Consider the following 24950-nt stretch of genomic DNA (forward strand, 5'->3'; position numbering starts at 1 on the left):
TATATCATTGTTGAATTAGTACAAAAAGGCTTCCGATTTGTTAAGTAGTATCTTTTTTTATTAACATATTTGCCAAATAAAACAGAAGGTATCTTTTTTTATTTTTTATTATCTTTTCTTGTTCACTACCATCTATTCCTTTGGAACACTAAAATGAACTGTAGTCCCTTCTTGATACTCACTATCTATATATAACTTGGATTCTATACCATACATTAATGAAAGTCTCTTATTAGTATTCAATATACCTATATGTCCTTTAGGCGGATCCTCCATTTCAAGTTTCTCTCTTATCTCTATAAGCCTATTTTTCTTAATTCCTAATCCGTTATCCATAATTTGGAACTTGATATACTCACCTTCTCTATGAATCCTTATCCTTATTTCACTATTGCCTTCCTTTTCTTTTATTCCATGATATATTGAATTCTCAATGATAGGTTGTAAAGCCAAACGTATTATTTTATTCTCTAATATTTCTTCATCATATTCCCAGATGACTTGAAATTTATCAAGGTATCTTACCTTTTGGAGCTTAATATAACTTTTTGTGTTTTCAATTTCCTCCTTGATAGTGACTTGTTCCTTCTCTGCATGAAGAGAGTATTTTAATATATCAGATAGATCTTCAATCATATCTGTTATCTTATTGGGCTTCTTGGTGAATTCAAAAGCTTTCCAATAGATTGTTTCCAAAGTATTATATAAGAAATGTGGATTAATCTGAGAATTCATTGCTAATAGTTCAAGTGTCTTCTGTTTATATTTTCGTTCAGATAGTTGTACCTTAAAATATCTTTGCAAAAGATTCGTTTCAATTATTTTATTGGTAATGTACCCATACTCATCCTTAGGGTCTTGAAAGAAACCGGATATATTTACTCCCTGTTCAGCATAATCTAACAGTCTTACTATATTTCTAAGTCTTTTGATTCTCTTTCTCATAAAATAATAAGTGAAGGTGATACCAATGATTATTAGAAAAACTAGTATGTAGGTTACAATTTTTGTGAGTAAATTAGGTATTTTGTATAATTTTTTCTCGGGTACTATTGAAAGAAAGTTACAACCGTACTGGTTGGATTTTAATTTAGAAATTATATATTTTTCATTTTCTATATCTTGGATTATATATTCATCATTACTGTTGATTATCTGGTCTATCTTCATTGATTTTAGATAAGGCAAATCCTTATTTTTAAATATTACATTATTGTTTTCATCGGTAACCAGGATACATTGTTCTGGAATGACATCAAGCTTGTTCAACAAATTATCTATATAATCAGTATCAATGTTAAGAACAATCATACCTTCTCTTTTTTTGGAACCATAAGCATTTATGGTACGATATACAGTTACTACCCTTTTCCCTTTCTTATCAAAGGAATAGGGTTTGATGGTTCTATTTTCCAACCATGTATTTTTTGAATTATCCATCTCATAGAATTGTTTTTTCCACTCCATATCATAATAATCATAATTAGATATCAATCCTTCAGTTGTAGTGAGAATGCGGCCATGATCGTTTTCAAAGAAAACATAGATAGAATTTATATAGGGTTTGGCATTAGCTGGAGCATCAATGAACTTTCTTATTGTCTGAACCATTTGATATTCTTCTCTATTAAGTAAAGGCTTTCTGAGAATCTTCTTCAACTCCACTATTATTTCTGGGTTGGTACTGAAATTAATGTACAGAGAATCTATTTCATTGAAAATAAGTTCAATATTTCCTTTTTCTTGTTTCAGTATATTGTTGTTATTATGCTTTATATTCTCATATACATATTGTTTGGTTATCAGAATAGAAACACTGCCTAGCACAATAACCGGTAATAAAACTGGAATCAGAAAAACAATGACATTTTTGATAAACAGCCTTGAACTTTTCATTTCTTACCCCCGTTTCTATAATTGCGGGGACTTTGTCCAAAATATTTTTTGAAAGCTCTAGTAAAATTCTTAGGGTTTGTGTAACCTACCAACTCACTGACTTCGTAGGTCTTATATTTGATATCCATTAATAGTTCCCTAGCTTTTTCCATCTTGATTTTTAGAACATAATCAGAAAAATTCTCTCCTGTTTTTGATTTGAAGTATTTACTTAAGTATGAAGGACTAATATTAACTTTATCAGCTACATGTTGAAGGGTTATATTCTGATAATTGTTTTTAGTAATGTTTTTAATGGTAATAATCATTTTATCATGATAAGTTGTATCTTGGGTTTTGTCGTCTTTGACAGGGTTATCTTTATTTATTATAACTTCAGACTTGTCCAATTCGGATTTTATCTTAACAAATACATTCAAAAGTTCTTTATACTTAGATGGTTTTACAATATAGTCCTTAACTCCATAGACAAGAGCTTTTTTAGCATATTCAAAATCTTTATATGCACTTAGAAATACTATTTTTGTATGACTATATTGCTCATATAATATTTGTGCCAGTTGTATTCCTGTCATATGAGGCATCTTTATATCACAAAGTACTACATGAACAGGATTCTTTTGAATGATTTTTAGAGCTTCTCTTCCATTTTCTGCTTCACCTATAACTTCAAAACCTATTTCGTTCCAAGGAAAATAATTACTGATACCTTTTCTTATTTCATATTCATCATCGACTATAAGAACTTTATACATTTTTTCCCTCCCCAACTCAATATTTTATAATATACATATTTTTTTCTCTACTTTATATTATACCATGATTTATATATATATGAGAATTATACATGTGTCAAGTTAGTGAGGGGTTTATTTTTAGTAAAATTACTCTAATGTAATCAAAAAAATACTGGATATATCAATTCTTTGAACAAAATAATCCAAAAAAAGAAAAAATTATACAACTAATAATTATAAATATATGATAATATATATATATATATTTCTAAACACAAATATAGACGTTAGGTGATAATTATGCTAGATTTTTTTCAAGACGACGAATTAGATATTATCAAAAAAAATATGGAACTGTTTTACAAGATAACAGAAGTAAATTGTATGCTTATAGATGATACTGGCAATACAGTATTCTCACAAGGGGAAATGTTTAACTATTGTACTAAGTTCATGGAACTGACAGGTGATAAATCACCTTGTTGCGGAGCTCATCTATACGCTAGTAAACAATCAGAATTATTAGGAGAATCCTATATATTCTTCTGCCCTGGTGGATTAGTTCATATCACATGTGCAATTATTATTGGAAATGTTTTTCGTGGTGCTCTAGTTGCAGGACCCATCCAAATGAATATTACTGACCCGTATGTTATAGACAACCTAATAAAGGTATATAACATTCCTATATCAGCAAGAGGGATATTACAATCATATTATAAGATAATACCTATAATAGCCCCTGAAAAAGTAAGATATTTAGCTAACCTACTATCTATCATTACAAAGGATATTGTAGGAGACCAAAAATATGAACTAAAAAAGAAGAAAGATTTTTATCTTGAACAAAAAATAATAAATGAGAATATTCAAGAGATAAAAGAAGAAAATAATTTTACTAGTAAAGCATACCCTATTGAGCTTGAAAGAGAATTAAGCGGAAAAGTAAGAAGAGGCGACCTTGAAGGAGCAAAAGCCATTCTTAATGAGCTGCTTGGTTATATATTATTCAAGCATAGTGGTAATAATGATAAGGTTATTTCTTTTATTATAGAGTTAGTCGTTGTTATGTCTAGAGCTGCTGTTGAAGGCGGCGGCAATTTTGAAGAAATATTTGAACAAAATATCAAGTTCTATAAGACTGCATTTAGTATTCATAATGTAGAAGAACTGTGTGTATGGATAGTTAAAGTTCTAGAGAAGTTTACAGAACTTGCATTCAAATTAAATAAAGATAACGTTGAAAATACAAACGTAATCAAGAAAGCTTTGCAATACATCAATAATAATTACAATAAAAATATATCCTTAGATGAGGTTGCAAAACACGTCAATCTGAGTCCTACTTATTTCAGTAGATTTTTCAGCAAAGAAACCAATATGAAATTCTCCGAGTATCTGAATATGGTACGAGTTGAAGAAAGCAAAAAATATCTGTTAGACCTAAAATACAGTATAAGTGATATTGCTGTAATGATGGGCTTCAGCGATCAAAGTTATTATACAAAGGTATTTAAGAATTATGAGAACATCTCTCCAGGAAAATACAGAAAAATGTATAATTAATATAAGACAAATTATTTTACAATATTAAAAAGGTGATAATATGGATAATACTCTAAATGAAATTTCTAAATACGTGCAGGAAGGACAATCAATAAAAGTCCGGAAATTGACTATTTCTGCATTGGAAAAAGGTTATGACTACAAACAAATATTAAATACTCTTATTGACGCTATGGATATAATAGGTAAGAAATTCAAGAAGAATGAAGTATATGTCCCTGAAGTACTTATTGCTTCAAGAGCATTTAATATAGCTCTTGATATAATAAGTCCTTTGATTGACCCTAATGTCACTAATTACCTTGGCAAAGTAGTGATTGGTACAGTTCAAGGTGATTTGCATGATATAGGTAAGAATCTTGTTAAAATGATGTTGGTTGGTATGGGATTTCAGGTTATAGACCTAGGGGTTGATATATCTCCACAGGAATTCGTGGACGCAGTCAAGAAGCATGATCCTGATATTATAGCCATGTCTGCTCTACTTACCACTACAATGATAACTATGAAGAATACAATCAAATTGTTAGAAGAAGAAGGTCTAAGAGATAATCTTACAGTATTTATTGGCGGAGCTCCAATAACATCCAATTATGCTAGGACAATTGGTGCCGACGTATATTCTACTGATGCAGCCAGTGCGGCTGAAGTTGCAAAAGAAATTGTTCGTAACAATATATAGAACCATTAATATAGTTATTCCAACAAAAGAGCTGTGGTAAAATACATTTTGACGTAACCATAAAAATGCATTTTCTTCCAGCTCTTAGTAATTTTTTTGTGATAAATCAACTATAAGATAAAATAGTACAAAATTAAATATTATATTTCTATAATTAATATCAATTGTATACTAGAATAATTACATACTATTATAAATAAATTATAGGGAGTGCTGCTAAATGAACGAATTACTACAAAATATTTCTGAAAAACTACAAAAAGGTAAAATGCCAGAGGTAGTTGCATTAACAGAACAAGCTGTTTCTGAAGGATTAGATCCATCTGATATCCTTAATGGATTATTAGACGGAATGGGTGTTATCGGAGAGAAATTCAAGAAAAACGAAGTATTCGTACCAGAAGTATTAATAGCTGCAAGAGCCATGAATGCTGGTCTTGATGTTATTAAGCCTTTATTGGAAGAACAAGGAGTAGAACCAGTTGGTAAAGTTATTATCGGAACTGTTAAAGGTGACTTACATGATATAGGTAAGAATCTTGTAAGAATGATGATGGTTGGTGCTGGTCTTGAAGTAATTGACCTAGGTGTTGATGTTTCTCCTGAGAAATATATCGCTGCTGTAGAAGAGAATAATCCAGATATAATTGCTATGTCTGCTCTACTTACTACTACAATGCCTAATATGAAAGCAGTTATTGACGCATTAGAAGAAAAAGGATTAAGAGATAAAGTAAAAGTTATGATTGGTGGAGCACCTGTTACTGATAACTTTGCACAAGAGATTGGTGCTGACCGTTATACAGTAGATGCTGCTTCAGCTGCAGAAATTGCTAAAGAACTAGTATTAAACTAAAACTACTAAATTAAAACTTAAGAGAGGTTAGGGTGTTAATATGACAGGAAAAGAGCGTGTACTTAATATATTAGAACATCAATCCACAGATAAAATACCTTGGGTTCCATTTGTTGGCGTTCATGCAGGTTCAATAAAAGGTTATACTGCCGAAGAAGTCTTAAAAGAGGGTAATAAGTTATATGACTCATTAATGGAAGCTCATAAATTATACCAACCAGATGGTATGCCTGTAATTTTTGATCTACAAGTAGAAGCTGAAATACTTGGATGTGAACTTGTATGGTCTGATGATTGTCCACCATCTGTAAAAACACATCCTTGTGAAGAAGAAGCAATAATTCCATGTAAATGTAAACTTCCAACAAAAGAAAGTGGTAGAATTCCTCTTATTCTTGATGTAATGAATAGAATGAAGGAATCAGTTGGTGATACTACTGCATTATATGGGCTGATATGTGGTCCTTTTACACTAGCATCACATTTAAGAGGAAACAATCTCTTTATGGATATGATATTGGATGAGAACTATGTAAAACAATTAATGGAATATTGTACAGAAGTTTCACTAAAAATGATAGATTTCTATACTGAAGCTGGCATGGATATAATAGCTGTGGTTGACCCACTAGTTTCTCAAATATCACCTGAACATTTTACTTCTTTATGTCATGATTCATTTAGTACCATCTTCGATTATATAAAAGTAAAGAATACAAAATCTTCTTTCTTTGTATGTGGTAATGCTACTAGACAAATTGAAGTAATGTGTAAAACTAGTCCAGATTCAATATCTATAGATGAAAATGTTGATATAAAATCAGCAAAAGAGATAACAGATAAGTATAACATAACTATTGGTGGTAATATTCCATTAACAACGTTAATGTTACATGGAACTCAACAGGATAATATGAAGTATGTTGTTAATATGATAGATACATTGACACATGAAAATCTGATCATCTCTCCTGGTTGTGATATGCCATATGCTGTACCTACTGATAATACAATTGCCATAGGTCAAACTATTAAAGATACTGATACAATTCGTGAAATGGTTAAGAACTATGAATCAAAAGATGAGGATATCGATGTTGAGATACCTGATTACAAGAATCTAGAAAAACCATTTGTAGAAGTATTTACTCTTGACTCTGCCTCATGTGCTGCTTGTACTTATATGATGGATGCTGCTAATGTAGCAAAAGAAAACTTTGGCGATAAAATAGATTTAATTGAATATAAATTCACAGAAAAAATTAACATAGCTAGATGTAAGAAAATGGGAGTTACCAATTTACCTTGTATATATATTAATGGTGAACTGAAATGGTCTTCCATCATACCTAGCAAAGAAGAATTATTCAGCGTTATAGAATCATATCTGTAGAATTCCTTGAGAGTTAAAATACTAAGAGTTATAATATATAATTATAATCGTATTTTAACTCTCTAACTTTATGGATAGCTTATGGAGGTGATTATCAAGAATGGTAATTGAATTTAGTAAAATAATGAATAAAAAGGAAGTACTTAATACTATGCAGTGCTATGAAGATAGTGCTAATTATAGCGAGTACTGCAAGATATATGAAGAAGTGGTTGATAATTCTGTTAAGAACATTACACCAAAAGGATACTATATCATAACAGATAACGATAATTATATTGCCAATAATTGTGAACAAGTAATTTTTTGTTTAGTTACTCTAGGTAGTTTTATTGATGAAGAGATAAAACGTTATTTTGATAACAATGATTATCTAAAAGGTATGATGTTGAATACTATAGGTGATCAGATGTTATTTGATATAAGTAATTCTCTATTCAAATTACTGCAAAAAGAACAAAGTGACAATGGTATCAATTTGACATCAAGAATAGAACCTGGCTCTAGTGAATCAAGTATCAAATTCCAAAAGACGATACTGGATATGATTAATGAAAAAGAAACAACTGATATCACTATAACATCCGGATATATGTTCTCTCCCACTAAGACTCTGTCTTATTATTATGGAGCCTCAGCAAATATACCTCCTACTACAGTAGACCACGATTGTAGTAAATGCAGTAACTTGACCTGTCCTTTCAGAAAATATAATTTAATAATAAAACAAGGAAATGAGTCATACAGATATCAAGTGAAAAAAGGTGAAAATCTTTTAAACGTAATTAGACATTATAACTTCCCTATTGAAGCATATTGTGGTGGTAAAAAAGTATGTGGTAAATGTAAAGTGAAACTTTTAAAAGGTAATATAAAATTATCAGATGAAGAAAGAAGATTCCTTACAGATAGTGAGATTGAAGAAGGAATAATTCTATCTTGCTTCCATAATATTGATAATGATATAACTATAGAATTAAAAGAAGAAGCTGCTACATCTAAAATACAGACGGACTATAAAATTGGTAATATCAAAAATCCAAAATATAAACTACTTAAAATTAATGGGATAATAGAAAGTCCTGATAACAATAAGAGTGCTGTAGAACTAATTAATGAGAAGTTAGTAGCAAATTATAAATATTCTCTAAACGCAGTGAAAGGACTATCTAATATAGATAATCTAAAAAAAGATATATATTTGTTATCTAAGAACAACAAAGAAATACTTAGAGCCGCTGATAATGAAATTACTGCATATGGTGTGGGTATTGATATTGGTACTACTACTATTGTAATAACACTTATCGACCTACTTAAAAGTAAAGAAATAGGCATTTATAAAAATGTTAATCCTCAAAAGGCTTATGGCGCAGATGTAATAAGCAGGATTAATTACGCTATAAAAGACAAGCAAAACATTCAGACCCAATTGATTTGCAATGAAATCAGTTCTGGCATAAAAACTATTGTTGATAAATATGAATTAAATGAAAAAGATATAATGGAAATTACTATAAGCGGAAATACGACCATGCAATATCTGTTGACTGGTATTAATCCTTATAAATTATCCATAAGTCCTTTCACAACAATAGACTTATCTCTTAATGAATACCTATACAGTCAACTATTAGGAGATAATCTGCTTGATTGTACTGTTACTCTATTACCTGGAGTTTCAGCTTACATTGGCTCTGATATAACTGCAGGTTTTTATTATAGTGATCTTATCAACCAAGAAGGAAACATTCTTTTTATTGATATAGGTACCAATGGAGAAATAGCACTGAAGACAAAAGATGATTCTATTATCTGTGCTGCAACTGCAGCAGGACCTGCTTTTGAAGGTGCTAATATTAAATGCGGTATGGGAAGTATTGATGGAGCCATATGCAATATTAGCTTGGTTGATGATAAATTCAAATATGATGTTATTGGTAACAGTACTCCAAAAGGTATCTGTGGTTCAGCCCTTGTAGATATAACTGCCCAGTTGATTGATACTGATGTAATAGATAATACAGGAAAATTAAACATAGATGAAGTTGTACTATACAAAGATGAGCAAACTGAAATAGGATTATATCAAGAAGATATCAGACAGCTCCAACTTGCCAAATCTGCTATTTCAGCAGGAATAAGTGTATTGATAGATGAAGCTTCCATATCCTTTGATGATGTTGATAAAGTATTTCTAGCTGGAGGCTTTGGCAGCAATCTTAATATTACTAATGCTATAACAATAGGACTACTTCAAAAAGAACTAAAAGATAAAGTGGAAATTCTCGGTAATAGTTCATTAGGTGGTTGCGTCAAGTATCTCCTAGATGATAACAGTTCCAATAATTTTGATGTAATAAAATCAAAATGTAAATATATTGAACTATCAACGAATATGAAATTCAACGAAGAATATATTATGAACATGTATTTCTGATATAACAATTACTTTTATATTATAAAGGATGATCTTCATGACAAAAATATATCTCATAACAGGATTTTTAGGTTCTGGTAAAACAAGTTTTCTGCAAAATGTTTTAGATTCCGAAGAAGCTAAATCAGGTGTTTTAATGAATGAATTCGGTTCTATTAGTATAGACAGCTCTGTAGTAAGCAGAAAAGATATGGATATGATAGAGCTTACTAACGGCTCAATATTTTGTAGTTGTCTAAAAGATAATTTCATAGAAAGTCTTAGAGCTCTTTTAGAAAAAAAACTGGACAATATCTATATTGAAAGCTCTGGGTTAGCAGATCCTGCCAATATGTTAACTATAATTGACCTATTAAAAAAACAATGTAGTAATAATTTTTCCTATGAAGGAGCTATTTGCATAGTAGATGGTTTGCATTTCATGAAAGAAATAGATATGATGGTCAGCGTAGAAAACCAAATCAAACATAGTAAAATCATTTTGATTAATAAAATGGACTTGATAAGTTCAAAAACAGCCGATGAAATAAAAGCTAGGATACGTTCAATCAATGACAAAGCTTTAATCTATGAGATAACTCATGGTAGAATTGATTTTGAATCACTGAAATTTTCATCTGTCATTAATGATCAAATTGGTGAAACTTCAAATACAACTGAAAACAAGCCTAAGACCATAATAATGAAATTGAAAGATAACAATATAGAACTCGACGAAATAATCAAAGTTCTTAATAATCTAAAAGAATTCTGTTACCGGATTAAAGGGTTTGTAACTGTTAATGATATTACTTATAAGATTGATACGGTAAATGAAAAATTAGATGTTATTGAATATGAATCCAAGGGGTTAGATGATATGACATTAGTATTCATATCAAAAATTGGTGTTGGTATTGTTTCTAAGATATTGGCATCTACTAAAGAAACTCTAAAAGATAAGATTGAGATTATTTCTTAAAAAAAGGCATTCCATAAAGAATGCCTTTTTTTGATAACTCCATATCATTACATATTTGAATCATTCACTGAATAATCTTGTCCATTATTATTATCCCAATATGTTTGTCCATTTACTTCATATTTAATAGCGAATTGACAGTTATAGTTATAATAGTAAAATCCATTCCAAGGGCATAAAGGTGTTTTGAAAGTATAGATATCATATCCATCTGTTGCTGTTTTTAAATATGTGGCAGTTACATCTTCCCATGTACTTCCATCAGTAGTATAATGTACTACTACATTTTTGTTATCGCCTAAATCTTTCACTGAGATTTCACCTTGAGTATACCATCCTTTTAATACTCCACAATCACGTTCTTGCTTTGCACTTGCATAATTAAGCTTTACATTACCATCAGCTGCTGCATAAATGTTAAATGTAAATAGAGTCATTATCATACACATGCATAAACTAATACTCATTAATAATTTTACTGTTTTTTTCATAATTTTAACTCCCTTTCTTTCTAGTAATATTTTTAACCATGTTATTATACCATTATTTAGAATATTTTCAATTGTTATCATAACACAATTTTCTTTATATTATATAATAATTTTAGTTAATAATATGTAACATTGTTATAGAATCAAAATTAATAATATAAAATAACCAATAAATATTAATTTATCTTAATTATATTTTAAAATAAAGTAAATATCATTTTTTTATAATATATACATGGGTATAGGATACTTATAAGTAATCTGAAAACAAATAATAGATAAGGACGTCCCTTTATAGGTACGTCCTATCATTCCAATTCATTAATATTTATCTAGTGTAAACGTAATTTTTATCAAAATTATTATCCCAGAAAGTATTTCCGTTCACTTGACACATAATTGCAAATTCATATTTATCAGCTATTTCAGGAATTTTAAATGTCCAAGTTTCCAAATTATTATATATATCCAATGGATGTTTGTACGCTTTGATATCTTTATATGTCTTCCAATTATCTGTTGTATATCTTACTGTTACCACTTTAGTTGGATTATAATCTTGGAATATTATTGTTCCATTTAATCCATTTATATAATAGCAATCATCAACTAATAATTGACACTTATTCAATACATCCCCTTGCAAACTTCTTAGATTAAAACCTTTTAATAAATAATCTTTTGTATTATTATTATCCCAATATGTCTGTCCATTCACTTCATATTTAATTGCGAATTGACAATTATACTCATAATAGAAATCGTTTGATGGCTGTAATGGTGTTTCAAAAGTCCAGATTTCATATCCATCTGTAGAAGTTTTTAAATAACTGGCATATACATCATTCCATGTTTTATTATCATATGTATAGTGAACTACTACATTTTTACGATACGCTAAATTTTTTACAGCAATTTTACCTACCACATTCCATCCTTGTAATACCCCATGATCTACAACTGTATTTATTTTTGCGTAATATAAATCTACATTATCATCGTCAGCTGCTTGAATATTAAAACTAAAAAAACTCATCATCATTGCTAAACTTAAACATATGCTCATTAATAATTTTACTGTTTTTTTCATAATTACATCTCCTATTATTTATCATATTTTTAATTACTCTTTTAGGCTATGTCATATGTCTCAAATCTGTTCAATAATAATCTTTCTAAAAAATGTAAATCCATATAAGACTTATTAATAGTATTTATTACAACATCATATATTAGCTTTTATTTTATTATAAAAATAATTATCTAGTGTAAACATAATTTTTATCGAAGTTATTATCCCAGAAAGTATTTCCATTCACTTCACACATGATTGCAAATTCGTATTTATCAGCTCTTTCAGGAATTCTGAATATCCATGTTTCCATATTTTTATATGGTTTATACAATGGATGTTTGTAAGCTTTGATATCTTTATATGTTTCCCAGTTGTCAGTTGTATATCTAACAGTTACTTCTTTATCTGGATTAAAATCTTGGAACATTATTGTTCCATTTAATCCGCATCTATAATAGCATCTATCAACTAGCATTTGGCACTTATTTAATTGATAATCCTGTTTATTAGTTAGATTAAGACCTTTAAAAGAATAATCCTTTGTTTCATTATTATCCCAATATGTTTGTCCATTTACTTCATATTTAATTGCAAATTTACAATTGTATCTATAATAATACTTGTTTGATGGCTGCATAGGTGTTTCAAAAGTCCAGATTTCATATCCGTCATTTGAAGTTTTCTCATAACTAGCAGATACATCTTTCCATGTTTCATCATCATATGTATAATGGACTACTACATTTTTTTGATATGCCAGATTCTTTACAGCAATTTTACCTTGAATGTTCCATCCCTGTAACACCCCATGATCATAAACACTATTTATATTTGCATAATATAAATCTACATTATCATCGTCAGCTGCTTGAATGTTAAAACTACAAATACTCATCATCATTGCTAAACTTAAACATACGCTCATTAATAATTTTACTGTTTTTTTCATAATTACATCTCCTATTATTTATTATTTTTTAATTATTCTTTTAAGCTATGTTTTATGTCTCACATCAGTTCAATAGCATTTTTCCTATTCACCTCTTTTATCTTATATTTCATATCATCATTAGCTATTTATTAATATTATATCACTATTTTGAAATTTTTCAATTATTATTTTATTCAATATTATGTTTTTTAAGCATTATTTAATAATTAATATTATAATTTATTAAATATATGTAATTAAAACATGGACACCTCCCTAAAGAAATGTCCATATTATTTGAATTACATATTTAATTTTATTCAATTCTAATCCAATTAAAAAATAAAATCTACATCAGATAATCTATTATATATTTCATCAATTACTTTCTTTTCTTCTGCCTCTGTATCAGCTAGAAATGTAACAGAAAACCTTACAAATGCTCCTGCATCATCCCATGGTACAGTTGAAATCAATTTTTCTCTTATTAAGAATTGAGAGAAATCTTCAGCACATTCAAAATCAATGCCACCTTTGACACCTTTAGGAATCTTAACATATAAATAGAAAGAACCCTTTGGTTTTTTAGCATTGAAACCTATCTTATTAAGAACTTCAACAAGCATATTATGTCTTCTTGAATACTTGGCGGCTGTCTTTTCAGTAATCTCTGGATGTTCTAGAGCATAAATACCAGCTTTTTGTATAGCTTTGAATTGTCCAGAATCATTATTATCTTTTACAGCTGCAAAAGCGCTTACTACTTTTTCATTACCTGCTACAAAAGCAATTCTCCATCCAGTCATATTATAAGCTTTAGATAGTGAATGAATTTCTATTCCAACCTCTTTAGCTCCATCGACACTTAAGAAACTTAATGGTTTGTTCCCATCAAATGTCAAAGCCGCATATGCTGAATCATGTACAACAATCAAATCATTTTCTTTTGCAAACTTAATAACTTCCTTAAAAAAATCCTTAGTTGCAACTGCTCCTGTTGGATTATTAGGGTAATTTAAGTATAATAATTTAGCCCTTTTTAAAATATCCTTAGGTATGGAATTTAGATCAGGTAAGAAGTCATTTTCTTGAAGCAGACTTAGATTGAAAACTTCTCCACCAAGCCATTTTGTCATAGTTCCCATTATTGGGTAACCAGGTACAGTCATCAAAGTAACATCTCCCGGATTGATAAATGCCTGAGCCATCATAGCAAGTGCTGGTTTTGAACCTATGGCATGATTAACCTCTGTCTCACAATTGATATCTTTTACTTGATAAACCTCTTCCAAGTACTTTGCAGCGGCTGATTTGAATTCAGGAACTCCATTATCAGCATAATTTCTATTTTCCCACTTGGATGCTTCTTCTGACAACACCTTAACAACACCTTCATCTGCCATTAAATCCGGTTCACCAACACCCATATCAATGATTTCCATATCTGGATGTTCGCTTATTGCAGCAGCTTTAGCTCTTTTTATTTTTTCAAATTTGTATATTACAGTACTCTTTCCAAATTGATTTCCACCTATTCTGTCTGCTATTAATTCTTGTATATAAGTCTCCATTTAGTTTTCCTCCCGTTTAATTACTATTACTATAATAACCATTCTCCTTCAAATGTAGTTACTGCTTCACCTGACATATAGATATGATTACTCTCTTTATCCCATTCTATTAATAAATCTCCACCTATTAATTTAACAACAGCTTTTCTATCAGTTAAATTGTTAAGTACTGATGCTACTAGAGTAGCACAAGCTCCAGTTCCACATGCTAAAGTTTCACCAGACCCTCTCTCCCATACACGCATCTTAATAGTTTCATTGTCTATTATTTGTGCAAATTCCACATTTACTTTCTTAGGGAATTTTTCATCTATTTCAACTAACTTACCTATTTTCTCTACTTCAAAAGTATCTGTATCATCAACATAAGCTATAGCATGAGGATTACCCATGGAAACACAAGTAAATTCAAATGTTTTACCATTAACATCTATCTCTTCCCCAATTACAGGAGATTTATCACTGATTACAGGAATATCTTCTGCCTTTAATATTGGTTCTCCCATATCAACTTTTGCATATGTCACCTTTTCATCAACTACTGTCATATCTAGTATCTTAATTCCAGCTAGTGTTTCAATTGTTATACTAGTCTTGTCTGTCATCTTATTATCATAAACATACTTTCCTACACATCTGATAGCATTTCCACACATCTCAGCTTCTGAACCATCTGAATTAAACATTCTCATTCTAAAATCAGCTACATCTGAAGGTAATATAAGCACTATTCCATCGGAACCTACTCCAAAATGTCTATTGCTCATTTTAATGGATAATTGGGCAGGATTATCTACTTTTACTTGGAAACCATTAATGTAAATATAGTCATTCCCACAACCATGCATTTTAGTAAATTTCATATTAACACCTCGCTATAATTTATTTTGATTTCTTAATATGTTACGCTTTCATAAAATAGTGGTTCTAATTACAAATACTATTTTATTATAGCATAAATAATTTTATAAAATCAAGCTAAATAAGGATTAAATTACTGTACAACTATCTTATGCATTAATAATAGAATAATATTCCCCTAAAAATGTAATACTCTTATAAAAGGTTAAAAATTATCATGAGGAGGAATTATATGGATAGGATAGTTGGCAAAAAAGCTCCATGCTTTGAAATGGCAACAGCCCTAGGTGATGGAAGTGACTTTGGTAAAGCAAAGCTGGAAGATTATAAAGGTAAATGGTTAGTATTATTTTTTTACCCCTTAGACTTTACATTTGTTTGTCCTACTGAGATTACAGGTTATAGTAAGAAAATAGAAGAGTTCAAAAAACTTGGAGCAGAAGTATTAGGTGTAAGTGTAGATAGCGAACACTCTCACAAAGCTTGGATAAATAGTGATCTTGGTAAAATTAATTTTCCTATAGCTTCTGATATGACGAAATCAGTTTCAAGGGACTATGGTGTATTACTTGAAGATGAAGGCATAGCCTTAAGAGGATTATTCATTATTGATACAGAAGGTGTGGTAAAATATAGCGTTATACATGATCTTAATGTAGGACGTTCTGTAGATGAGACCCTACGGGTTTTGCAAGCTTTACAAGCTGGTGGTCTATGTCCAGTTGATTGGGCTCCTGGCGAAGATATGTTGTAGCCCAATTAAACTAGAAATTGGGTAGAATATAGTGATAATAAACTCTCTTTATTATCACTATATATGGTTTTTTCTACATTTACCACTATTAAGACACTACTAATAATTTCTATTTATTGAATTCTCCTGGTGCTACATCCAAGATGTTACTTTCTGGAACATTTACATAATTAGGAGGTACTGTTCCGCTTAAGATTCTATCTACTAAAGTTACCTGTTGACATACTGTTACTTTTTCAGATGCAAGTGGAACAACAACCTGCATGGTGGTTTCTATATTGAGCCATACTCTATGATTTATTTGATTTATCCCTGTTGATCTGAATTCCCTATCATAATTAATGGTGGCTGTACCAAAAGGAAGTATTTCCACCTCTATATTAGGACCTGTATTCGCAAATATATTAGACCCTATTAGATTACCTGATGGTATAGGTATAGTTTCATCTGTGTATTTATCCACTTCTTCTGAGATTTTATTGATAACATCAGCACATATTTCATTGATGGTTATAGTATCAACACTACAAGATACTATCTCTCCTTTTTCATTATAGAAATACGTCACTAACTCATCAGTATTTATTTGTTTCTCTTCTAATGTTTTTCTAACTGCATCATTTATGGACTGTGTAGCTATAGTTTTGATTTTCAATTGTGACATAGCTACTACAATAGGTAAGATCTGCTTATCTAAATATGTATATACAAAAATAAAACTAAGACTTATGACTGCTATGAGGATACATATATATGCACCAAATCGTTTTTTCTTACTTCTACTCTTTCTCGGCTTTCTGCCTTTTATATTCCTTCTCATATCTCCTCCTATGTCTATTGTTGCATTAACAGCATTTCTTAATCCTTATATAAAGTATATGATAAGCAATTATATTTTGTGTATGTCTACCTATATAAGTTGACCTAATTGAAGGGAGCATATATTTAATTCTAATATAAGTTCAATCTGTTATACAGGAAATTTATGTTAATAATATTAATAAAACCTTATTATGTAATCCCTGAAACCATATTTAATAAAGCCTTTGCAGAATAATTACAAACACAATACAATTTATGAATAATCTGTTAATAAATATTAAATTTATGCCAAAATATATATTTTGCTTTCTATATCTAGTTATATTTGATATAATATCATCTGTATGAAGGAGGAAAATTATGAATTTTAGTAAGGATTCCAACGAGAAAAAGAAAAAAGAACTTGATTCAAAATCAAGTAAAGCCACGAAAAGTGTAAGCACATCTTTTATTAAGATTTTAGTTTTTGCATTTTTGTTACTAATCATTGTAGGTGTTTGTGCTGGTTTAGGGTTCGTTAAATCCATCATTGACTCTGCACCTGATATTAACGTAGAAGATATTGTTCCAAAAGGATACACTTCATTTATATATGATCAAGATGGTAACGAAATCGTTCAATTACATGGGTCTAATGCTAATAGAATATTTGTAGAACTTGATGAAATACCTACTTATCTTCAAGACTCTTTTATTGCTATAGAAGATGAACGTTTTTGGCAACATAATGGAATTGATGTAAAAGGTATTTTTAGAGCTATTTTCACTAACATAAAAGAAAAAAGTTTCAGTGAAGGTGCCAGCACCATCACTCAGCAGCTTATTAAAAATAATATATTATCAACAGAAACAACGCTTCAAAGAAAAATACAAGAACAATATTTAGCAGTACAGCTTGAAAAGAAATCCGACAAGAAAACTATATTAGAGAACTATCTAAACACTGTTGCCCTTGGTAGAGGAACCAATGGTGTACAAGCAGCCGCTAATAAATATTTTAATAAGGATGTAAGTGAATTAACAATTGCTGAATCAGCAGTTATTGCTTCAATAACTAAGAACCCTAGTTTTTATGATCCTGTTACTTATCCTGAGAATAACAAAAGAAGACAAACAAGAATTCTTAAGAAACTCATAGAACAGGAGAAAATAACACAAGCACAATATGATGAAGCACTAAAAGAAGACGTATATAATAATATTCAAATAGTAAACAAATCTTATGCTGGTAATTCAAGTTATTCTTATTACGTTGATGAAGTTATTTCAAGAGTAAAAAATGACCTTATGGTTAAAAAAGGATATACTGAAACCCAAGCATTTAACTTAATCTATCGTGGTGGATTAAGCATTTATATCAATCAAGACACTGATATGCAGAAAATCGTAGATGAAACTTACACTAATGAAGACTTTTTCCCTAAGAAAAATGTTGATTACAGTGTTATTCTAGATTATTCAGTAACAGTAAAAGATAAAGATGGTAACAAAAAAGTCGTTAATAAAAATAAAACCTTTGAAACAGACCAAGAAGCTAATGATTATATTGAACAATTGAAGAAAGAATTAACTGGTGAAGGCTATGAGATAGTTGCTGAAAATCCTACATATATACCACAGCCCCAATCAGCAATGGTAATCATTGATCAACACACTGGTCAAGTAAAAGCACTTTCGGGTGGTAGAGGTGAAAAAGTAGGAAACCTCACATTTAACCGTGCTACAACTTCCACTCGTTCCCCTGGTTCGACATTTAAAATACTTGCTGCTTATTTACCTGCTATTGATACAGCTGGTTATACATTAGCTACAGTTATTGATGATGTCCCTACTCAATTTCCTAATGAACCTAAGGGCTGGCCTAAAAACTATGATTATAAGTTTAGAGGTCTTACAACCGTTAGAGAAGGTATACGATATTCAATGAATATACTAGCTGTAAAGACCCTGAATGATATAGGTGTTCAGACAGGCTTTGATTACTTAATCAATTTAGGTTTTACAACATTGATTGATAAGAAAACCGTAAACGGGAAAAGCTTTACTGACAAAGGTTTATCCCTGACACTTGGTGGTCTGACAAAAGGTGTTACTGTGTTAGAACTAACTGGTGCCTATGCTGCTATTGCAAATAATGGAGTATATATAGAACCTACATTCTATTCAAGAGTACTTGACCATGATGGTAAACTACTTATGCAAAAAGAACCTGCTACAAGAACTGTAATGAAAGAAACAACTGCATTCTTGTTAACAGATGCTATGGTTGATGTTGTGGATCATGGTACTGGTAAAAAAGTAAAATTTACTGGCATGCCTATTGCAGGTAAGACAGGTACATCTACAGGTGATAAAGACTTAGTTTTTGCTGGATTCACTCCTTATTATACAGCTGTTGTATGGAAAGGCTATGATATTCAAAAAGAGCAAAGATACTTAAATTATCACAAAAAGATTTGGAAAGAAGTAATGCAGCGAGTACATGAAGGACTTCCTAGAAAAGAATTTGATAGGCCTTCTGGAATTGTAACCGCTAAGATATGTACAGAATCAGGTAAATTAGCTGTTCCTGGACTATGCGATAAAGATCCAAGAGGTTCCACTGTAAGAACGGAATATTTTGCTAAAGGAACTGAACCAACTGAACCATGTGATGTTCATATAAAAGCAACAATATGTAAAGACTCTGGATTATTTGCTACAGAATATTGTCCTGAATCAAGTAAGGAAGAAAAAGTATACATTCAACGACTTGTTCCATTCGTACCAGAAGAATGGGACCCAAGAAGACCACCTACAATTCAGGATAGACAATATGAGCTTCCACCTTCAATGATAGGTGAATATTGTAATATTCATGGTCCAGAACCAGAAGTACCAGATATTCTACCACCAGATTTTATAGACCCTGATGGTGATAATAATAATAATAACGGTAATAGCGATAATACTGATGTAAACTCAGATTTATTTACACCATTTTTACCTAATGAACATAATAACGACCCAGATAGTGATAATACAAATGATTGATTATAATTAAGAGAAACCTCTTCATAGGGGTTTCTCTTGTTGTATATACACACATAAAAAAAACTGTAAATTTTCCCCTAATTTGTGAATAATAGACTCCCAAAAAAGACATCCTTTTAATATAGGAAAAATACCAAGAAACAGTCAATATGCATTATAAGGAGCTATTACATGAATTATAGCAATCACTCTAAAAGCAAAAGAGAAAAAGAATTAGAATCAAAATCGAATAAAGTAAAAAAATCAATCAGTACATCGTTCATCCGAATCTTAGTATTGACTCTATTAATAACCTTTGGACTCATAATAATAGCTGGGCTTGGTATAACTAAAGCAATCATTGATGCAGCACCAGAAATTGATTATGATAAAGATATTATGCCAAAAGGATATAGAACTTTTATATATGATCAACTTGGGAATGAAATAACCACACTTCATGGAACTGATGCTAATAGAATATATGCATCACTAGACCAAATGCCTGAACACCTGAGGGACGCTTTTATTGCAATTGAAGATGAACGATTCTATGAACACCAAGGCATCGATCTTAAGGGTATTCTAAGAGCCATCATAAATAATATAAAATCAAAAGATCTGACCGGTGAAGGTGCAAGTACTATAACTCAACAGGTCATAAAGAATAATGTCTTATCAGCTACCCAAACATTTCAGCGTAAAATCCAAGAACAATACCTAGCCATAGAACTTGAAAAAAGGGTTGATAAAAATATTATACTGGAAAGTTATTTGAACACAGTTGCTCTTGGGCGTGGTACTAATGGAGTCCAAGCAGCTTCCAATAGATATTTCAACAAAGATGTTTCAGACCTTACTCTTGCAGAATCAGCAGTTATGGCAAGCATAACCAAATATCCTACTAGATATGACCCAATAGCTAACCCTGAAAACAATCATTCACGTCAACTTATAGTTCTTAATAAAATGCTTGAACAAGGTAAGATTACTGAAATTGAATATAACCAAGCCATAGAAGAAGATGTATATTCCAAGATTGAATTAACTAATAAAAATGCTAATAAGAATTCCAATTATTCTTATTTCGTGGATGAAGTCATTCTTCGTGTAAAAGATGACTTGGTCATTAAGAAAGGTTATACAGAAAAACAAGCCTACGACCTTATATACACTGGTGGTCTTAATGTATATGTTACTCAAGACATCAATATACAGAACATAGTAGATAAAGAATTCCTTGATGAATCCAACTATCCTCCTAAGAAAGAAGATTACTCTGTAAAGATTATGTATAGTCTCTCAGTGGATAAAAAGGATTCTGGTATAAAGCATTACTATAAAGAGAAAGAATTTGATACAGACAAAGAAGCACTAGCCTATGTAGAAGAATTAAAAGCTTCATGGATTTCTGAAGTAGATGAAGTAATATCAGAATCAAGCATTCTAGTACCTCAGCCACAAGCCGCTATGGTAATAATTGATTATCACACAGGGCATGTAAAAGCTATCGCAGGGGGTCGTGGTGAAAAACTCGGAAATCAACTTTTAAATAGAGCTACACAGACCTATCGTCATCCTGGTTCAACTTTCAAGATATTAGCTGCCTATCTACCAGCCATTGATACTGGTAGATACACATTAGCTACAGTACTGGATGATGTTCCATTTTCATATTCTGTTTCAAAAAATTCTGTACCATGGGAAGTACACAATTGGTATGACAGCAGTGAGTACAAATATAATTATAAAGGATTATCAACTGTAAGAGACAGTATCACCTATTCTATCAACATTCATGCAGTAAAGACATTAATGGATATAGGAATAGAAACAAGTTTTAATTATTTATTGAATCTTGGATTTACATCATTGGTAGAAAAGGAAACCATAAACGGGAAAATATATTCTGATAAAAACTATTCTCTAGCTCTAGGAGGCGTTACTAAAGGAGTTAGTCTATTAGAGCTAACAGCAGCTTATGGCGCTATAGCCAATAATGGTGAATATGTCAAACCTATCTTCTACACAAAAGTACTAGATCATGACAATAACCTAATCCTCACCAATGAACAACCAAAGCCTGTTAGGGTCATGAAAGAGACAACATCATTTTTATTGACTAATGCTATGACAGATGTAGTTAAAAAAGGTACTGGAACAATTGTAAAGTTCAATAGTGTTAGTATGCCCATTGCTGGTAAAACAGGAACCTCTTCCGAGAAGAAAGACCTTGTTTTTACAGGATATACTCCTTATTATGTTGCCAGTATATGGCAAGGTTATGACACACCAAAAGAACAAGTTTATAAGAGAAGCTATCATAAGATACTCTGGCGAAAAATTATGGAAGAAATTCATAAAGGATTGCCTAGAAAAGAATTCTACAAACCTGATAATATTGTAACAGCTAAGATATGTACAGAATCGGGTAAACTGGCTAAGTTAGGATTATGCAATAAAGACCCACGTGGTTCTACAATCATGACTGAATTCTTTGAAAAAGGTACCGTTCCAACTGAGACTTGTGACGTTCATGTGAAGCAAACTATATGTTCTGTTTCTGGACTTCCTGCTAATAAATATTGTCCAAGCAATAGCAAGTATACAAAAGTATTCATAAAAAGACCTGAACCTCTTGTTCCTTCCAACTGGGACCCTAAACATCCTCCAAGGATACAAGATAGAAAATATGAATTACTGTACAGCACTATCGGTGAATATTGCAATGTACATGGACCTCATGTCAAGAAACCAGAAGTGAAATTACCAACTGATTATATTGATAGTGACCTTGATGATAAAATTAACGAAGACGAAGAATTCATAGCACCAGAAGACAAACCTATTGAAATTGAAGACAAAGACAAAAAACCATATCTTGATGATGATTATTATTCTCCACCACCATTCATATATCAAGAATAACAAAGGGGCTGTCTGATAATACATTTTTTAAAAAAGGTATTATCAGACAGCCCATATTATTTCTTCTATTTTGTATCTTTTGGCTTAAATAATACAGCCGCTAGATAACCAAATAATAAAGCCGCCGTTATTCCTCCAGCAGTTGCAGTCATTCCTCCTGTAAAAACCCCCAAAAAACCTGATGTCTTCACTGCTTCTATTACTCCCTTACCTAAAGAATAACCAAATCCTATCAAGGGTACAGTCGCTCCTGCTCCACCAAATTCTACAACATGTTCATATATACCTAGTCCAGTTAGAAATGTTCCCAATGAAACATAAATAACTAAAACCCTAGCAGGCATCAATTTTGTCTTATCCATCAAAATCTGTGCTATTACACATATTATTCCACCTGTAACAAAAACCTTAATATAATCAATCATAATGTCCCTTCCTTCACACTATTCTTGGCTATTTTCTATTACAACAGCATGAGCTATACCTGGTATGCTCTCACCTTGAAAACTGCTGCTAGGGCTTAATAATGCCCCTGTAGGTATAAATAAAATTCTATTGAATGTACCTTTAGCCATCTCTTTTAAAATATAACCTGTCAAAGTAACTGCTGAACAACCACATCCACTTCCACCTGCATGTGTATCCTGTTTTTCATTATCAAATATCTCAATACCACAATCTGTATAATTATCGCTCAAATCGTATCCTGCTTTTCCCACCAATTCAATGGTCAATTTTTTACCTATCATTCCAAGGTCTCCAGTTGCTATCAAATCATAATCTACTGCACTTCTACCTGTATCTTTAAAATGAGCAATTATAGTGTCAGCCGCTGCTGGTGCCATAGCCGCCCCCATATTCATAGCATCTTTTACACCAAGATCAACAATCTTACCAGGTGTCACATGGGTAACTTTTGGTCCTATTCCTGTATTCCCAACAACAACAGCACCACTACCTGTTACAGTATAAGTAGCTGTCAAAGGTCTTTGATTACCAAATTCCAATGGATATCTAAATTGTTTTTCAGCACCACAGAAATGGCTGGATGTAGCTGCAACACAATAATTTGCAAAACCACCTTCTACTGCCATAGATGCTAAGATTAGAGATTCTCCCATTGTTGAACAAGCACCATATAACCCGAAAAAAGGTTTTTTGAAATCTCTAATAGCAAAAGTACTAGCTGTCAATTGGTTCAAAAGATCCCCTGCAAAAATATACCTGATATCATTTTTTGCTATATTCGCATTATCAATTGCTGAATTTATTGCTGCATTAAGGATTTTACTCTCGGCCTTTTCCCAAGATTCTTCTCCCCACAAAGTATCTTCTAATATTTTATCAAAATACTCTTTTAATAATCCATCTCCCTCTTTTGGTCCTACAATATTACCATGTCCTATAATAGTAGGGGGATTATCAAAAGCTATAGTTTGCTCTCCTACCTGACTACCCATGCTATAATCATCCTTTCAAAATCAATGCTGTAAATTCTACTAAATCTATCTTATCCTAACCCCACCATATAATAAACCAATCCAACTATTACCGAAGAAAGCATACCATATAAAATAACTGGTCCTGCTATAGTAAAAATCTTAGCTCCAACTCCAAACACATAACCCTCATTTTTATATTCAATTGCTGGAGATACAATAGAGTTAGCAAATCCTGTAATAGGTACTATTGAACCTGCACCTGCTCTTCTTCCGATACTATCATATATATCAAGTCCTGTTAACAATGCCCCAAGGAATACTAGAATAATACTAGTAAAAGTAGATGCTGCATCCTTGGGAAGTTCTGCTACATACATTAACAAATCAGTAATTCCCTGACCAATGCAACATATAATTCCTCCAACTACAAAAGCCCATATACAATTTTTTAACAGACTAGCTTTTGGCGACGTTTTATCAATTAATTTTTGAAATTCTTTCTGCTGCTCATTAATATTTCCCATCATATATA

Annotated in this window: 20 protein-coding genes; 9 read left to right on the plus strand and 11 right to left on the minus strand. The window is 31.1% G+C overall.

Annotation, left to right across the window (positions count from 1 at the left end; translation table 11 throughout):
* Positions 1-132: 132 nt before the first annotated feature.
* The gene (locus HYG85_RS05185) at positions 133-1896 is read right to left on the minus strand and encodes a sensor histidine kinase (protein WP_212692586.1); all 1764 of its coding nucleotides are present in this window, start codon (positions 1894-1896) and stop codon (positions 133-135) included.
* A complete protein-coding gene (locus HYG85_RS05190) occupies positions 1893-2651 on the minus strand; it encodes a response regulator transcription factor (RefSeq protein ID WP_212692587.1) in 759 nt (252 codons plus the stop codon). Before HYG85_RS05190 ends, HYG85_RS05185 begins: the two co-directional genes overlap by 4 nt.
* 282 nt (positions 2652-2933) lie before the next feature.
* Here HYG85_RS05190 and HYG85_RS05195 point away from each other — a divergent pair, with 282 nt between their 5' ends.
* The 6 genes from HYG85_RS05195 (at position 2934) to HYG85_RS05220 (ending at position 10531) form a co-directional block, all read left to right on the plus strand.
* A complete protein-coding gene (locus HYG85_RS05195; protein ID WP_212692588.1) occupies positions 2934-4199 on the plus strand; it encodes a PocR ligand-binding domain-containing protein in 1266 nt (421 codons plus the stop codon).
* A 40-nt stretch (positions 4200-4239) separates the two neighbouring features.
* The gene (locus HYG85_RS05200) at positions 4240-4881 is read left to right on the plus strand and encodes a cobalamin B12-binding domain-containing protein (RefSeq protein ID WP_212692589.1); all 642 of its coding nucleotides are present in this window, start codon (positions 4240-4242) and stop codon (positions 4879-4881) included.
* Between the two features lie 220 nt (positions 4882-5101).
* Positions 5102-5737, plus strand: a complete 636-nt coding sequence (locus HYG85_RS05205; protein WP_113671959.1) for a corrinoid protein — start codon at positions 5102-5104, stop codon at positions 5735-5737.
* Positions 5738-5777: 40 nt separating this feature from the next.
* Complete coding sequence (locus tag HYG85_RS05210) at positions 5778-7130, plus strand: uroporphyrinogen decarboxylase family protein (RefSeq protein WP_212692590.1); 1353 nt, start codon at positions 5778-5780, stop codon at positions 7128-7130.
* 100 nt (positions 7131-7230) lie between these two features.
* Positions 7231-9570, plus strand: a complete 2340-nt coding sequence (locus HYG85_RS05215; RefSeq protein WP_212692591.1) for an ASKHA domain-containing protein — start codon at positions 7231-7233, stop codon at positions 9568-9570.
* A 37-nt stretch (positions 9571-9607) separates the two neighbouring features.
* Positions 9608-10531 (plus strand): GTP-binding protein, encoded by a 924-nt coding sequence (locus HYG85_RS05220; RefSeq protein WP_212692592.1) that lies wholly within the window; start codon positions 9608-9610, stop codon positions 10529-10531.
* A 47-nt stretch (positions 10532-10578) separates the two neighbouring features.
* Here the strand turns inward: HYG85_RS05220 and HYG85_RS05225 are convergent, their stop codons facing one another.
* From HYG85_RS05225 to dapF, 5 genes are all read right to left on the minus strand, one after another.
* The gene (locus HYG85_RS05225; RefSeq protein WP_113671963.1) at positions 10579-11022 is read right to left on the minus strand and encodes a carbohydrate-binding protein; all 444 of its coding nucleotides are present in this window, start codon (positions 11020-11022) and stop codon (positions 10579-10581) included.
* Positions 11023-11350: 328 nt separating this feature from the next.
* The gene (locus tag HYG85_RS05230) at positions 11351-12112 is read right to left on the minus strand and encodes a carbohydrate-binding protein (RefSeq protein WP_212692593.1); all 762 of its coding nucleotides are present in this window, start codon (positions 12110-12112) and stop codon (positions 11351-11353) included.
* Positions 12113-12281: 169 nt separating this feature from the next.
* Positions 12282-13046, minus strand: a complete 765-nt coding sequence (locus HYG85_RS05235) for a carbohydrate-binding protein (RefSeq protein WP_212692594.1) — start codon at positions 13044-13046, stop codon at positions 12282-12284.
* 317 nt (positions 13047-13363) lie between these two features.
* Entirely contained in the window at positions 13364-14599 is a 1236-nt protein-coding gene (locus tag HYG85_RS05240; RefSeq protein ID WP_212692595.1) for an LL-diaminopimelate aminotransferase, read from the minus strand.
* A 29-nt stretch (positions 14600-14628) separates the two neighbouring features.
* A complete protein-coding gene (dapF, locus tag HYG85_RS05245; protein ID WP_212692596.1) occupies positions 14629-15462 on the minus strand; it encodes a diaminopimelate epimerase in 834 nt (277 codons plus the stop codon).
* Between the two features lie 230 nt (positions 15463-15692).
* On the opposite strand from dapF, the gene HYG85_RS05250 reads away from it, so the two are divergent.
* Positions 15693-16214, plus strand: a complete 522-nt coding sequence (locus tag HYG85_RS05250; RefSeq protein ID WP_212692597.1) for a peroxiredoxin — start codon at positions 15693-15695, stop codon at positions 16212-16214.
* A gap of 109 nt (positions 16215-16323) precedes the next feature.
* Here HYG85_RS05250 and yunB read toward each other — a convergent pair whose 3' ends face one another.
* Positions 16324-17034: a sporulation protein YunB gene (yunB, locus tag HYG85_RS05255; protein ID WP_113671969.1), complete on the minus strand. Its 711-nt coding sequence runs from the start codon at positions 17032-17034 to the stop codon at positions 16324-16326.
* Positions 17035-17396: 362 nt separating this feature from the next.
* Here yunB and HYG85_RS05260 point away from each other — a divergent pair, with 362 nt between their 5' ends.
* Positions 17397-20069 (plus strand): transglycosylase domain-containing protein, encoded by a 2673-nt coding sequence (locus tag HYG85_RS05260; RefSeq protein WP_212692598.1) that lies wholly within the window; start codon positions 17397-17399, stop codon positions 20067-20069.
* Between the two features lie 171 nt (positions 20070-20240).
* Positions 20241-22976 (plus strand): transglycosylase domain-containing protein, encoded by a 2736-nt coding sequence (locus tag HYG85_RS05265; protein WP_212692599.1) that lies wholly within the window; start codon positions 20241-20243, stop codon positions 22974-22976.
* Positions 22977-23041: 65 nt separating this feature from the next.
* On the opposite strand, the gene spoVAE is transcribed toward HYG85_RS05265, so the two are convergent.
* The 3 genes from spoVAE to spoVAC are packed head-to-tail and all read right to left on the minus strand — an operon-like array spanning position 23042 to position 24942.
* Positions 23042-23398 (minus strand): stage V sporulation protein AE, encoded by a 357-nt coding sequence (spoVAE, locus tag HYG85_RS05270; RefSeq protein WP_212693703.1) that lies wholly within the window; start codon positions 23396-23398, stop codon positions 23042-23044.
* A 21-nt stretch (positions 23399-23419) separates the two neighbouring features.
* Positions 23420-24436 (minus strand): stage V sporulation protein AD, encoded by a 1017-nt coding sequence (gene spoVAD, locus HYG85_RS05275; RefSeq protein WP_212692600.1) that lies wholly within the window; start codon positions 24434-24436, stop codon positions 23420-23422.
* Between the two features lie 50 nt (positions 24437-24486).
* On the minus strand, positions 24487-24942 hold the full coding sequence (gene spoVAC, locus HYG85_RS05280; RefSeq protein WP_212692601.1) for a stage V sporulation protein AC: 456 nt from the start codon (positions 24940-24942) through the stop codon (positions 24487-24489).
* Positions 24943-24950 lie beyond the last annotated feature (8 nt).

Source organism: Vallitalea guaymasensis, from assembly GCF_018141425.1.
In the GTDB taxonomy this organism is placed as follows: Bacteria; Bacillota; Clostridia; order Lachnospirales; family Vallitaleaceae; genus Vallitalea; species Vallitalea guaymasensis.